This window comes from Desulfosarcina sp., from assembly GCF_033791525.1.
GTDB lineage: Bacteria > Desulfobacterota > Desulfobacteria > Desulfobacterales > Desulfosarcinaceae > Desulfosarcina.
Window position 1 is genome coordinate 1 of the sequence record NZ_JASJGN010000321.1, and the last position, 14,300, is coordinate 14,300.

Sequence of the window (14,300 nt, forward strand, 5' to 3'; positions counted from 1 at the left end):
ATTAAGGCAACGATGGATAGTTTACCCCATCGTTGCATAAAAATATTTGAAAAGTTAGCTAAACTATTGGTAACATGATTGATATAGTCAAGTTGCTATCATTTTCTGGATGTCACGAATGGTGAAGTCCAAGAATGTCACAGTTTCTCTCATTTTTTTTACCTTTCAGGAAAGCTGGAGGACTTCAGATCCCGTGTTGTCAAGGGATCGCAGTAGCCGATTACAGCTTCACCCTTGACGCCTTGTTGGAGCGAAGCGGAAATCCCGCTTGCGGGGGCTCCGAAGCCCTCCAGTTTTTGCAACGTTGGGTTTTACCCCTGTGAATTTGTCAGCCGGAGATGGTAGGCTCGTTTTAACGCTGTTGCAGCATTGAATGTCATAGCTGCCAAGGAGTCATTATGATCGATCAGGAGACAGAGCGCCTGAACCGACAGATAATCGAGCAGTCCAAAGCGTTCGGAGCGGACCTTGCCGGCATTGCCAATGTGTCGGATATAAAGCGGTCACCGTCACACCAGATGAGTCAAAAAATGCCTGAGTTCAACGGTGTGGGGACCCTATCCGTGGAGGGAAGAGAACGGGGTGTCGTTCAATGGCCGGAAGACGCCAGGTCTGCCATCGTGATTGCAATCGCGCATCCCCCTGAAAATCCGGAACTGGACTGGTGGGTCAGCGGCGCTACCCCCGGTAACACGGCAGGCAACCGATTGCTCATGTCGGTAGTAAAAAAAATGGCCGATTACCTTGAACAAACACTGGACATCCGAAGCTTCAAGCTGCCTTATCATATCGAACATGGCGCCGTGTACATGAAAGACAGCGCCGTGCTTGCAGGACTCGGCTGTATCGGAAAAAACAATCTTCTGATTACACCCCCATACGGACCCCGTCAGCGCTTGCGGGCCATGCTGATCGAAACCGATCTACCCTCCACCGGGCCAATTGATTTCGATCCCTGCCTCAATTGCCCCATGCCTTGCCGGAAAGCCTGCCCCCAGCACGCTTTTTCCGGCAAGGTGTATACTGTGGAAGACTATGGCATGGATGAACTTCCAGGACGGTCCGGGGTATACAGCCGGATCCAATGCAACCGGCAGATGGATATCGATATCGCCAACGCCGAAGCGATTGATTTAGAGGGGCAGACGGCGATGGGAAAAAGAGTCAAGTATTGCCGGAAATGCGAGATGGGTTGTCCGGTTGGGACTGCCGGTTGAGACTGACCGACCAAACCCGTCTGAAGCATGGATGCGATTCCTTTTTGTAAAACTTTTGTCAACCCTCCACACCCTTCTTGTCATCACCCCGCCTTTTATTTAAAAGTGATGTCCGATGATCTCTTTACCTGTCGGACCCCAAGGATACATATGTTTAATTCGCTGATTCACGGCACACGTGGTGTACTTTCGCTTGTGCTTTATACACTCAATACGGTGGCCTGCTGTATTGCCATTTTTATCGTGGCGTTTATCAAGCTGCTGCTCCCCATCAAGCCGATCCAGACCGGCTGCCGCAGGATCCTGACCGCATTTGCCAACGGCTGGATCGCGGTGAACAACCTGATCCAGAAACTGTTTAACGGCGTCCGCTTGGATGTACGTGGCCTGGACAATCTCGATCCCAAAGGCTGGTACATGGTGGTGGCCAACCACCAGTCCTGGGTGGACATCCTGGTGCTCCAGACTGTCTTTTACCGCAAGATACCCTTCCTGAAGTTTTTTCTGAAAAAAGAGCTGTTCTGGTTCCCCTTTCTGGGGCAGGCCTGGTGGGCGTTGGATTTCCCCTTTATGAAGCGCTACTCCAGACAGTTTCTTAAAAAGAACCCCCACCTGATCGGCAAAGACCTGGAGATCACCAAGCGGGCCTGCGACAAGTTCAGGAACATTCCCGTGTCGGTGATGAACTTCGTCGAAGGTACGCGGTTCACCCGGGAAAAACATTCCCGCCAACGATCGCCTTATACCCATCTACTGCGCACCAAGGCCGGCGGCATGGCTTTCGTACTGGCGGCCATGGGCGACAAGCTTCAGCACATCGTGGATGTGACCATCGCCTATCCCCAGGGTGCGGCCACGTTCTGGGATTTTGTATGCGGGCGGGTCAAGGAGATCAAAGTCAGGGTGAAAACCCTGCCCATCGACAGTGAAATGATGGGGGACTACCTCCAGGATCCGCAGTTCAAACGGGGTTTCCAGAAGTGGCTCAACAGCTTGTGGCAGGAAAAAGATCGTGATTTGACCCGCATGCTGACCCGCTGAATCCGATCTTCAGGGTAATTTTCCCACAGGCACATCCGGTTTCGACAAGCCCCAGTTGATTTTCCCGCCTCAGCGCGTTTCGATATAATCCGCCAAGTGACATTGAACTCAGTGTCCCCGTGGGCCGGGGAACAGTCGATATGTCTTCCGTATCAATGGCGTTTCCGCTTTTCGCTCGCCCCATGCCAGGTTCCGCCGGTTTGCAGGAAACGCCTTGACAATATCCAACACCACCCATTAAGTTTACTCCCTTCTATCTTTTCCAGTGCATCAGGGATGCAGTTGTCTGTTTTCACCTCCCTGTTAGCGTGTTTCCCCATTTCCCCTAAGCGGATAAGGAGATGAATCATGGTTGAATTCAAGTATGAAGAACTGCTGCCCCTGGGCAAAGACGACACCCGGTACCGGCTGCTCACGACCGATTACGTCTCCACCGCCCGGTTCGAGGGACAGACCGTGCTCAAGGTCGCGCCCGAAGGGCTGGAGCTGCTGGCCGAGTCGGCCTTCAAAGATGTTTCCCACCTGCTGCGGCCGACCCATCTGGCTCAGCTGGAAAGCATATTCAAGGATCCGGAGAGCTCGGACAATGACCGCTATGTGGCTCTGGAAATGCTTAAAAACGCCGTCATCTCCGCCGAGATGGAATTTCCCATGTGCCAGGACACCGGCACCGCCATCATTATGGGGAAAAAGGGTCAGCAGGTGTGGACCGGCTTCAGCGATGAACAAGCGCTGTCCAAAGGCGTGTTCAATGCCTACACCCAAACCAATCTGCGCTATTCCCAGAACGCACCGCTGACCATGTATGAAGAGAAGAACACCGGGTGCAACCTGCCTGCCCAGGTTGAGATATACGCGACCAGCGGCGATGCCTATAAATTCCTGTTCATCGCCAAAGGCGGCGGCTCGGCCAACAAAACCTATCTGTTTCAGGAAACCAAGGCGGTGCTCAACCCGGGCACCCTGGTTGAGTTTCTCACGGCCAAAATGAAGACCCTGGGCACCGCCGCCTGCCCGCCCTACCACCTGGCTTTTGTCGTGGGGGGAACATCGGCGGAGTTCAACCTGAAGACGGTGAAGCTGGCCTCGGCGGGCTACCTGGACGGTCTGCCCACTGCCGGCAGCCAGACCGGTCGTGGCTTCCGCGACCGGGAACTGGAAAAAGAGCTGTTGGTGCGGGCCCGGGAGTTGGGCATCGGCGCCCAGTTCGGCGGCAAGTACTTCTGTCACGACATTCGCGTGGTGCGTCTGCCGCGTCATGGCGCCTCCTGCCCCATCGGCATCGGCGTCAGCTGCAGCGCGGACCGCAACATCAAGGCAAAAATCACCGCCGACGGCATATTTCTTGAGAAGCTGGAAACCGACCCTGCACGCTTTCTGCCCGAACCCCAGAGCGCCGACGATGTCGCCGTTGCCATCGACCTGAACCAGCCCATGGACGACATCCGGGCCATTCTCACCCAATATCCGGTGGCCACCCGCCTCCAACTGTCCGGCAAGATCATCGTGGGGCGGGATATCGCCCATGCCAAGCTCAAGGACCGGCTGGACAGCGGTCAGGGCCTGCCCCAATATCTGAAAGATCACATCATCTACTACGCCGGTCCGGCCAAGACGCCAGAAGGCCACCCATCCGGCTCTTTCGGGCCTACCACTGCCGGCCGCATGGATTCCTATGTGCCGATCTTCCAGGCCCAGGGCGCTTCCATGGTCATGCTGGCCAAAGGCAACCGCTCCAAGGGGGTAACGGCGTCCTGCGAAAAATATAGCGGGTTCTACCTGGGCTCCATCGGTGGCCCGGCCGCGCGGCTGGGCAAGGAGTGCATCACCTCGGTGGAGGTGCTTGAATACCCAGAACTGGGCATGGAGGCGGTTTACATGATTTCCGTCAAAGATTTCCCCGCGTTTATTCTGGTGGATGACAAGGGGAATGATTTCTTTGAAAATCTGCTCTGATGGCCATCATTCGTATGCGGTGGATAAAGCGAAACAAAAAAAGGACGGATCCGTAAAAAGTCCGATATCTGCGTTACGCTTCATCCTTCGTCACTGCAGCGTACCGTAAGTACTCTGCCTACGGCACCCGCGATAGCGGTATTCTCAGGATGGAACATGAATGTTCGCCGTAAGGGTCTTGATCGATTTGCCATTCGCTCGCCGAAGCTCGCTTTCGCGGCCCGCAAGCCTTGATCTCGGGCTTTTTACGGATCCGTCGGAAATGCGACTTTTTACGAGGTCATCAAAAAAGGGGTGCGCTGAAAAGCGGCCCCTTTTTTTGCCAGCGATGATAGCAGCTAAAATACTCCCCAACCCATTGAACCGCCTTGAACCCTGAACCCTGAACCCCGAACCCCGAACCCTATTTCCCCTGTCCCTCGAAGAAATCATATACAAATTTGATATGCTGCTTCATCGCCCGGTGAGCGGCTTCCGGATTGCCTTTCCGGATGGCTTGGTAAATCAACGTGTGCTGTTCTAGAATGGTGTCGACGTTACTCGGTATTTTGTAGAGGCCCTCCAGGTTGACCTTGATGCCGGTAAACAAAAAATCGTAGAAGTTTTTCATGATGAAGACCTGGAGGGGATTGTTCGTTGCATAGGCAATGGCCATGTGGAAAGAGGCGTCTGCTTCCGTGCCCAGTCTCCCGGATTTGACTTCCTTTTGCATCTCCTCGATGCTTTTCTCCATGAACTGAAAATCCTTTTCCACTGCCCGGCTGGCCGCCATGGCTGCGGCATTGCACTCCAGTCCCATGCGGACTTCCAAAAGGTCAGAAATGGAGGCGCCCTGGCTTTTCACCATGGTGGCCAGAATGCTTTTCTCCTTGGATTCCGGCGACCGGACAAAGGTGCCCTGCCCCTGTTTCTGGTCCAGCAGGCCCATTACGACCAGCTTGTTGATGGCATCTCTCACCGAGGTACGGCTGACACCAAAGGCTTCGGCGAGTTCCCGCTCGGTGAGGATTTTTTCGCCGGCTTTGAATTCACCGCGGAAAATCAGTTCCCGCAACTGGTCAAACACCTGGTCGGATATGCGCTTGGGTTTAATGGGCTTGAGTTTGTGTGGCATGATCGAATATAAACTCCAGTTGGATTGAATGAGGGTATGCGTGCCCAATGATCGTCAGCCTGCAGCGAGTCGCAAATCAACGGCCATAAAGATGGTCTGCAACATGTCAACTAGGGAAGGCAATGGTCTAACCAAATTGATTTGGGTGGGTGCAGGCTGTCCTCCCGCGAGGCGACGATACCCTATATCACTAACAATAGCATGCGGTGAATGGGAATTCAAGGCGTTCGATGCTTTGTGCTTGACAGTGGATATCTCTCCTAGATATTAATGGTATAACCAATTTGAGAGTGATTGCCGATTGAATCGGGATGTGCGTTTGGCCTGTAACCGACGCGATCCCTTTTTTAATTTCTAACCAATTTGCAACCAGGTGTTAGTACATCAAGGAACTGGACATCAACCCGTTGATGGTTCACCCTGAAGGTGAGGGCATTACCGTGGCGGACTGCCGCTTTAAACTCGATAACAGGGGGTAGGCGATGAAACGGTCAATTTACTGGGCTGACAGTTATGTGGAAAAACAGCGTACCGCAGAGGCGGCCATCGCCATGATCCGCCCCGGCAAACGGGTCTATGTCGGCAGCGCCAGCGGAGAACCCCAGGAACTGGTCCGCGCCCTGTCGGCTGCCGCCATCAGGATCAGCGGACTGGAGATCGTCCGGCTCATGAGCCGGGAGACCACCTCTTTGTCCGAGATCGCCGACAAAACCCGTGACCACAGCCTCAACATTCGGGCCATCTATCTGGGTTCGGCGGATACCGAGGCCATCGCCCGTTACATGCGTTTCATCACTCCTATCAACATGTCCGAGGTGCCCGGGCTGTTTCTCTCCCGGAAACTGCCGATTCACGTGGCCCTGATCCAGGTGTCGCCGCCCGATGATTTCGGCTGGATGAGCCTGGGCGTTTCCGTTGATGTAACCCTTGCCGCCGCCCAGAGCGCCGACCTGGTGATCGCCCAGGTGAACCCGAAAATGCCGCGAACCATGGGCCAGAGCTTCATCCACGTTAACAATGTGCATGTGCTGGTGGAGCACGAAGAACCCATTTTGTCCATCAACCTGCGCAAGCGTTCCGGGCCGGCCGAATGGATCGGCAAACACATTGCCCGCTTCGTGGATGACGGGTCCACGCTCCAGATGGGCCTGGACGCCGCCTCCCAGGCGACGGTCAAGGCCCTGGCCGACAAGAACGATCTGGGGTTTCACTCCCAGTACATCACCGATGACGTGATGCACCTGTATGCCTCGGGAGTAATCACCAATCGCAGGAAAGGGCTCAACGAAGGCAAACTGGTCGCTTCCTGCGCCATCGGCAGCCAGAACCTGTACGAGTTTCTCCACGACAACCCGGGGGTTGATTTCCGGCCGTCGGACTATGTGAACGACCCCTTTATCATCTCCCAGCACAACCGCATGATTTCCATGAATGTGGCCCACACCATCGACCTCACCGGCCAGGTGGCGGCCGAGGCCTCCGAGCACACCTTTTTCGCCGGTGTATCCGGCATCCCCGATTTTGTCAGGGGCGCCAAGCGCTCCAAAGGGGGCAAATCAATCCTCATGCTCTATTCCACTTCACGGAACAACAAACGCAGTAATATCGTCCCGACCCTGGGTGGCACGGCGGTGGTGGTTCCCCGGGGAGACGTTCACTACGTGGTCACCGAATACGGCGCGGTGAACCTGTTCGGCAAAAGCCTTCAGGAGCGGGTGCTGGCGTTGATCGGCATCGCCCACCCCGACCATCGTGACGAGTTGTTCAGCGCCGCCAAGGAAGCCAAACTTATCGGCAGCGAGCGTCGGCTGGGCGAAGCCACCAAGGGCATCTACCCCATTCACCTGGAAGAGACCATCGTGCGGGACAGTGAGGAGATCACCATCCGGCCGTCAAAGCCGGTGGATGAACGCCGGATCCAGGAGCACTATTACAGTCTGGACAAAAAAGACGTGCAGCTGCGCTTTTTCCACGAGAAACTCAGTTTTGACCGCAGCGATGTGGAAACGCGCTCCCAGATCGACTACATCAAGGATCTCACCCTGGTGGCCGTGGTGGGGGAGTTCGGCTTCGGCAAGGTGGTGGGGGTCGGTGAATATCTGCTGCTCCTCCAGAGCAACACGGCGGAGGTGGCATTTTCCATCTCCAAGGAGTACCAGGGCAAGGGACTGGGAAAACTGTTTATCCGCAAACTGGCCCGGGCGGCCCGTGAAAATGGTATTTCCGGACTGGTGGCCTACACCTCCCCCCATAACAAAGCCATGGTCGCCCTCTTCAAGACGCTACCCTATAAAGTAAAAACCTCCTTTGACGGGGAGTCGCTGATTCTCAATTGCCGCTTTGACGAATTGGCGGAGACCCCTTGATCTGCGGCTGGCTGTTTTCGGCCAATATTCCGGCCGCGGTCTCCCCCATCGTAGGCGGTATCGTCTTTGATCGGATGGGAAGCTTTTCCCCAGTCTTGTGGGGGATCGGTGGCATGATGGCCTGCGCTGCCATCGCCCTTGGTATGGGGGTGTCTCTGACAAACCGAGACCAACCGAATTTTAAATTAAATCATAATGTTGCTAATGATCCTGTCGAGTTCAATTAATTCTTGTCAAGTCGGATTCAATGTGATTTAAATACTTTCTTTGGCGATAGAAAAAACAGCTTTACCGATGCGAAACCAGATTTCGCACGTCCCTTCTCAGCAATGAAACACTGGTTTTCTGCAGCAGTCCCCCTGAGACCGGTTGCTACAGAGTCAATTCCATATCTTTAACCCGTTACAAGGAGCAGTTATGGCAAAGAAAATGAAAACCATCGACGGGAACACCGCCGCCGCGCACGTGGCCTATGCCATGAGCGAGGTGGCCGCCCTTTATCCCATCACCCCTTCGTCCCCCATTGGCGAGATCTGCGATGAGTGGGCGGCCAACGGCCGCAAGAACGTCTTCGGCCAGACCCTGCTGGTGCGCCAGCTGCAAAGTGAAGCCGGTGCAGCGGCCGCCGTCCACGGTTCCCTGGCCGCCGGTGCGTTGACCTCAACCTACACCGCCTCCCAGGGGCTGTTGCTGATGATCCCCAACATGTACAAGATGTCCGGTGAACTGCTGCCCGGCGTCCTGCATGTCACCGCCCGGGCCATCGCTGCCCACGCGCTGTCCATCTTCGGCGACCACCAGGACGTCATGGCCGTCCGTCAGACCGGTTTTGCTCTGCTGGCCTCCGCCTCGGTCCAGGAGGTGATGGATCTGGGCCTGGTGTCTCACCTGGCCGCCATCGATTCCAGCGTGCCCTTCCTGCACTTTTTCGACGGTTTCCGGACCTCACACGAGATTCAGAAGATCGAAACCATCGACTACGCGGACATGGCCAAGCTAATCAACATGGAAGCCCTGGAGAACTTCCGCGCCCGTGCGGTCAATCCGGAATCACCCGAACTGCGCGGCACCGCCCAGAACCCGGACATCTACTTCCAGGGGCGCGAAGCGGCCAATGTCTACTATCAGGATGTGCCGGACACCGTTGCCGACTACATGAAAAAAGTCTCCGTACTCACCGGCCGCAAGTACAACCTGTTCGATTACGTGGGGGACCCCAACGCCGATCGCGTCATCGTCTCCATGGGATCTTCCTGTGAGACCATCGAGGAGGTGGTCGACCACCTCAACGCCCGCGGCGAGTCAGTCGGCCTGGTCAAGGTGCGCCTGTACCGCCCCTTCTCCGCCAAGCACCTGCTGTCGGTCATTCCGGCCACTGCCGCCCGGATCACCGTTCTCGACCGCACCAAGGAGCCCGGCGCCCTGGGCGATCCGCTGTACCAGGACGTGTGTACGGCCTTCATGGAGCAGGGAGAAATGCCCTCCATCGTCAACGGCAGGTACGGTCTGGGATCCAAGGAATTCACCCCCTCCATGGTCAAGGCCGTGTTCGACAACATGAACGGCATGGCGCCCAGGAACCACTTCACCGTGGGCATCACCGACGACGTCACCCACACCAGCCTGGATGTTGAGTCCGGATTGGACGTGGCACCCGAAGGCACGGTGCAGTGCAAGTTCTGGGGCCTGGGAGCCGACGGCACCGTCGGCGCCAACAAGAGCGCCATCAAGATCATCGGCGACAACACCGACATGTACGCCCAGGCGTACTTCGCCTACGACTCCAAAAAATCAGGCGGTGTCACCATCTCCCACCTGCGTTTCGGCAAGACACCCATTCGGTCCACGTATTTGATCGACAGTGCCGATTATATCGCCTGCCATAATCCGTCTTACGTCAACACGTACGACGTGCTGGAAGGCATCAAGGTCGGTGGGACCTTCATGCTCAACAGTCCCTGGAGTCTGGCAGACATGGAAGAAAAACTGCCGGTGGCCATGCGCCGCACCATCGCCCGCAAAAAGCTCAAGTTCTACAACATCGACGCGGTCAAGATTGCCGGGGATGTGGGTTTGGGCGGACGCATCAACATGATCATGCAGACCGCCTTCTTCAAGGCGGCCAACGTGATCCCCGTGGACGAAGCCATCGCCTACCTCAAGGACCAGATTCACAAGCTGTTCAGCAGGAAGGGCGACAAGATCGTCAACATGAACAACCAGGCCGTGGACAAGAGCCAGGATCACCTGGTAGAGGTGAAGGTTCCGGCAGCCTGGGCCAATGCCGGCCTGTCGGCGGCAGTGGCCGGCGACGAACCCGAGTGGGTCACCGAGGTGATGAAGCCCATGCTGGCCCAGCAGGGCGACAAGCTGCCGGTGAGCGCGTTCTCGCCGGACGGCATTTTTCCTGTCGGCACCACCCAGTATGAAAAGCGCGGGGTGGCCATCAACGTGCCCGAATGGGTCATGGACAACTGCATCCAGTGCAACCAGTGCGCCATGGTCTGTCCGCACGCGGCCATCCGTCCGGTGCTGGTCACCGAGGATGAACTGAAGGCCGCCCCAGACGGCTTCGAAGCCAAAAAGGCTTTAGGCAAGGAGCTCAAGGAATACAAGTTCCGCATTCAGGTCTTCGCTGAGGACTGCATGGGCTGCGGCAACTGCGCGGACATCTGCCCGGCCAAGAAGTCGGCCCTGGTCATGAAATCCCTGGACACCCAGATCCAACGGCAGGTGCCCAACCAGCGCTACGCCTCCAGCCTGCCGGTGCGCGAAGGCCTCGTTGCTCGCAACAGTGTCAAGGGCAGCCAGTTCTACCAGCCCCTGCTCGAGTTCTCCGGCGCCTGTGCCGGATGCGGTGAGACACCCTACGCCAAACTGCTCACCCAGATGTTCGGCGACCGCATGGTCATCGGCAACGCCACCGGGTGCTCCTCCATCTGGGGCGGCAGCGCACCGTCGATTCCCTACTGCGTCAACGAAGAAGGCTGCGGTCCCACCTGGGGCAACTCCCTGTTCGAAGACCCGGCGGAATTCACCTACGGCATGTTTCTCGGCCAATTGCAGCAGCGCCAGGTACTGGCCGACCTGGTCACCGAGGCCATGGGTACGGACGTCGATGATGACTTGAAGGCAGCCATGAAGGGCTGGCTGGAAAATATGAAGGACGCCGACGGCTCCAAACGGTACGGCGACCAGATCCGGGAAATGCTCTTCGCCTATTCGGGCAATCCTCTGCTGGATCGGATCGACCGCCTGGGTTCATATTTCACCAAGCGTTCCTACTGGATTTTCGTGGGTGACGGCTCGGCCTACGACATCTCCTTCGGCGGCATCGACCATGTGCTGGCCACCGGAGAGGACATCAACGTCATCGTTTACGATACCGAGGTATACTCAAACACCGGCGGACAGAGCTCCAAGGCCACGCCTACCGGCTCCATCGCCAAGTTTGCCGCTTCCGGCAAAAAGACCGCCAAGAAGGACCTGGGCGGCATGGCCATGACCTACGGCTACGTTTACGTGGCCAGCGTCGGTATGGGCGCCAACAAGCAGCAGATGATCAAGGCGTTCTCGGAAGCGGAGAGCTACGACGGACCGTCGCTGATCATGGCCTACTCGCCCTGTATCAACCACGGCATCAAAAAGGGCATGGGCAAGACCCAGGAAGAGACCAGCCTGGCCGTCAAGTCCGGCTACTGGCCGTTGTATCGCTTCAATCCCATGCTCACGGCCGAAGGAAAAAATCCCTTTGTTTTGGATTCCAAGGAACCGGACGGCAGTCTGCAGGCGTATCTCGCCGGTGAGGTGCGTTATGCCGCCCTGCATATGATTTTCCCGGACGAAGCCAAACGGCTGCACACCCGGCTGGAGGCGGAGTTCACCGATCGCTACGCCGCACTCAAGCGCAAAGCGGAGGTGGAGTATGTACCGGCCGAGCCGTCGGGAGAATTGGCCGCACCGGTTGAAAAAGATGGTGACGCCTGCACCCTGGCCGGTACCGCCGAGCACGCCGGCCGCGCCGGTGCCGACGAGGCCTGCGACGACGGCAGAGCCGGGAAATAAGCGCTAACCTTCACATTCCGTATATCGAAAGGGCCGTGTCACCTGCCGGGTGGCCGGCCCTTTTTCGTCCAGATGGGCAAGGGGCACAATCTTGGGGAGAGAAATCCGTTGACAGGCTCCAGTTCCTGCCAGTAGACGTGAAGTGGTGGCCTTTCCCGACGCACTTGAGTGTGCCGTCCAAGCCGGGGATGTGGTGGCGGTTGGATGAAAACAGCGAAAATAACAGAATGTCCAATGTCGAACAAGGAACCGCAGAATGATGAAGGAAGGTATTCTTCCTTTTTTATAATGACATCGCGCAGCGATTCATTCCTTGGAAATTCGACATTCGATATTCGATATTCTGCGGTTCAAAACCCTTCATTTTAAATAGGCCGGTGTGATGAATGCAGCTACGTTGAAAGACCTACTGGAAGATGTGAAGAGAGGCTCAATGCCCGTGGATCAGGCACTGGAAACCCTCAAGGACCTTCCCTACGCAGACCTGGGCTATGCCATGGTGGACCACCATCGGGCCCTGCGCAGCGGTCACCCGGAAACCATTTTCAGCCCGGGGAAAACCGTGGCGCAGATCGTCGGCATCGCCCGGCGGCTGCTGGAAAAAGACGCCAATATCATGGCCACCCGGGCTGAGCGAGAGGTCTATGAGGCACTGAAAACCATCTGCGACCGGGTAGAATACCACGAAGCGGCCCGTATCGTGGTGATGAACCGCATGCCGCTCACCCCCACCCGAACGACCATCCTGGTCATGTGCGCCGGCACCTCGGACATTCCGGTAGCCGAAGAGGCGGCCGTTACCGCCGAAGTGATGGGCAACCGGGTGGAGCGGCTCACCGATGTGGGTGTGGCGGGTATTCACCGCCTGCTGTCCAACCGGGAGAAGATCCAGGCAGCCAGTGTGCTGGTGGTGGTGGCCGGCATGGATGGCGCGCTTCCCAGCGTAGCGGCCGGACTGACCGACAAGCCGGTGATCGCCGTGCCCACCAGCATCGGCTACGGCGCCAGTTTCGGGGGCCTGGCGGCGCTGCTCACCATGCTCAACTCCTGTGCCAACGGGGTCACCGTGGTCAACATCGACAATGGATACGGCGCCGGCTACGCCGCATCAATAATCAACCGTATCGCCAACCGGCAGGCCGATGATCGCTGACCGGGTGGATTACCGTCTGTAACGGAGCCTGCACCAATGACCTACAACTTCGACCCGGACCGCTGGCTGGACAACGAGCTTGCGGCTGTCGAGTTTGAACTGAAGTCCGGCCGGATGAATGAATCGGATGCCGAGAGACACAAAGACAGGCTCATGGATCGGTATGACGAGATGGTGACCCGCCTGGATGGGACCTATCGGATTTTGAAAGAATGACTATGCCACCTAACAGGCTGTTGAAAAACGTCATGAGCGCAGGCAAGACAAGGCAAAAATTAGCGAAAAAGCGCAGCTTATGTGTGATAAATGAGCAAATTGAGTCAAATTTTAACGCCGTATGGCCAAGCGCAATAGTTTTTCAACAGCCTGCTAAGGGCCTGTCCAAAATCGTTCTCCTGGCCATTCTCGTTTTATCGATCCTGAAAGGAACGATCAACGCCTGTCCGCTCGAATTGCCCACGGCAACCCTATCCATCAACGGCCACCGCCTGATTGTTGAATTGGCCGCAACACCTCAATCGCGCGGGTGTGGGTTGTCCAAACGCACCGCCCTCGATGAAAATCAGGGTATGCTGTTCATCTATCCGCGATCCGCCCCGAGAACCTTCTGGATGAAAGATACGTGGCTCCCGCTTTCCATCGCATTTCTGGACGACTCCGGAAACATCATCAACATTGAAATCATGTTGCCCGACCAAACCGAAAAAAAATACCACTCCAGCAAATCGGCCTTATATGCCCTTGAAGTCAATCAGGGGTGGTTTAGATTGCATGGCATTAAAGCCGGAGATAGGGTGGAGATGAAAGCGATTGTCAACATCAAGGGACCACGGTAGCAATGATGTTGCGGGACGCTGCAAAACAGGCTCCGCAACATCTACAGGAAGGGGTTAATCGCCATCGGGCGGACAAGGAGAGGACCATCATGAAATTGCTTGTGGGCCAGTTAGTCTATATTTTTTCGAAAAGAAAAGATCGAAACGTCAGGATGTTAATCAAGTTTATGCTCATCCTGATAACGATGATTACCATCTACAGTATCCTGTTTCACTTCCTGATGATACTGGAGGACCAGCGATTCAGCTGGATCACGGGTTTTTATTGGGCCCTGACGGTTATGTCGACCCTCGGTTTCGGTGATATCACCTTCACCTCGGACCTGGGGAAACTGTTCTCTCTCGTTGTGCTTCTGTCCGGTCTGGTTTTTCTGCTCATCATGCTTCCCTTCACCTTCATCCAATTCTTTTATGCACCCTGGCTCGAGGCCCAGACCAAAGCCAGGGCACCCCGGGAATTGCCAGAGGACACCCACGGGCATGTCATTCTGACCCGCACCGATCCAATCACCATGAATCTTATCCAGAGGCTGAAACAGTATCAGTATGAAT

10 protein-coding genes are annotated in these 14,300 nt (G+C 56.2%); 9 read left to right on the plus strand and 1 reads right to left on the minus strand.

The window, feature by feature from the left end:
• Window positions 1-398: 398 nt before the first annotated feature.
• The 3 genes from QNK41_RS16095 (at window position 399) to QNK41_RS16105 (ending at window position 4,214) form a co-directional block, all read left to right on the plus strand.
• Window positions 399-1,217, plus strand: coding sequence for an epoxyqueuosine reductase (locus QNK41_RS16095; RefSeq protein WP_319258724.1), 819 nt, complete (start codon window positions 399-401; stop codon window positions 1,215-1,217).
• A gap of 150 nt (window positions 1,218-1,367) precedes the next feature.
• Window positions 1,368-2,258 carry an acyltransferase gene (locus tag QNK41_RS16100; RefSeq protein ID WP_319258726.1) on the plus strand — a complete coding sequence of 297 codons (891 nt, stop codon included), beginning with the start codon at window positions 1,368-1,370 and terminating at the stop codon, window positions 2,256-2,258.
• 348 nt (window positions 2,259-2,606) lie between these two features.
• Entirely contained in the window at window positions 2,607-4,214 is a 1,608-nt protein-coding gene (locus QNK41_RS16105; protein WP_319258728.1) for a fumarate hydratase, read from the plus strand.
• 403 nt (window positions 4,215-4,617) lie between these two features.
• Here QNK41_RS16105 and QNK41_RS16110 read toward each other — a convergent pair whose 3' ends face one another.
• Window positions 4,618-5,328: a FadR/GntR family transcriptional regulator gene (locus tag QNK41_RS16110; protein WP_319258730.1), complete on the minus strand. Its 711-nt coding sequence runs from the start codon at window positions 5,326-5,328 to the stop codon at window positions 4,618-4,620.
• Between the two features lie 482 nt (window positions 5,329-5,810).
• Here QNK41_RS16110 and QNK41_RS16115 point away from each other — a divergent pair, with 482 nt between their 5' ends.
• The 6 genes from QNK41_RS16115 to QNK41_RS16140 form a co-directional block, all read left to right on the plus strand.
• Window positions 5,811-7,694: a GNAT family N-acetyltransferase gene (locus tag QNK41_RS16115; RefSeq protein WP_319258732.1), complete on the plus strand. Its 1,884-nt coding sequence runs from the start codon at window positions 5,811-5,813 to the stop codon at window positions 7,692-7,694.
• A 417-nt stretch (window positions 7,695-8,111) separates the two neighbouring features.
• Window positions 8,112-11,759, plus strand: a complete 3,648-nt coding sequence (gene nifJ / locus QNK41_RS16120; protein WP_319258734.1) for a pyruvate:ferredoxin (flavodoxin) oxidoreductase — start codon at window positions 8,112-8,114, stop codon at window positions 11,757-11,759.
• A 433-nt stretch (window positions 11,760-12,192) separates the two neighbouring features.
• The gene (gene larB, locus QNK41_RS16125; RefSeq protein WP_319258736.1) at window positions 12,193-12,912 is read left to right on the plus strand and encodes a nickel pincer cofactor biosynthesis protein LarB; all 720 of its coding nucleotides are present in this window, start codon (window positions 12,193-12,195) and stop codon (window positions 12,910-12,912) included.
• A 36-nt stretch (window positions 12,913-12,948) separates the two neighbouring features.
• On the plus strand, window positions 12,949-13,128 hold the full coding sequence (locus QNK41_RS16130; protein ID WP_319258738.1) for a hypothetical protein: 180 nt from the start codon (window positions 12,949-12,951) through the stop codon (window positions 13,126-13,128).
• A 20-nt stretch (window positions 13,129-13,148) separates the two neighbouring features.
• Window positions 13,149-13,748 (plus strand): DUF192 domain-containing protein, encoded by a 600-nt coding sequence (locus QNK41_RS16135; RefSeq protein ID WP_319258740.1) that lies wholly within the window; start codon window positions 13,149-13,151, stop codon window positions 13,746-13,748.
• A 167-nt stretch (window positions 13,749-13,915) separates the two neighbouring features.
• Window positions 13,916-14,300, plus strand: a 385-nt coding sequence (locus QNK41_RS16140; RefSeq protein WP_319258742.1) for a potassium channel family protein, incomplete at its 3' end; no start/stop codon positions are given.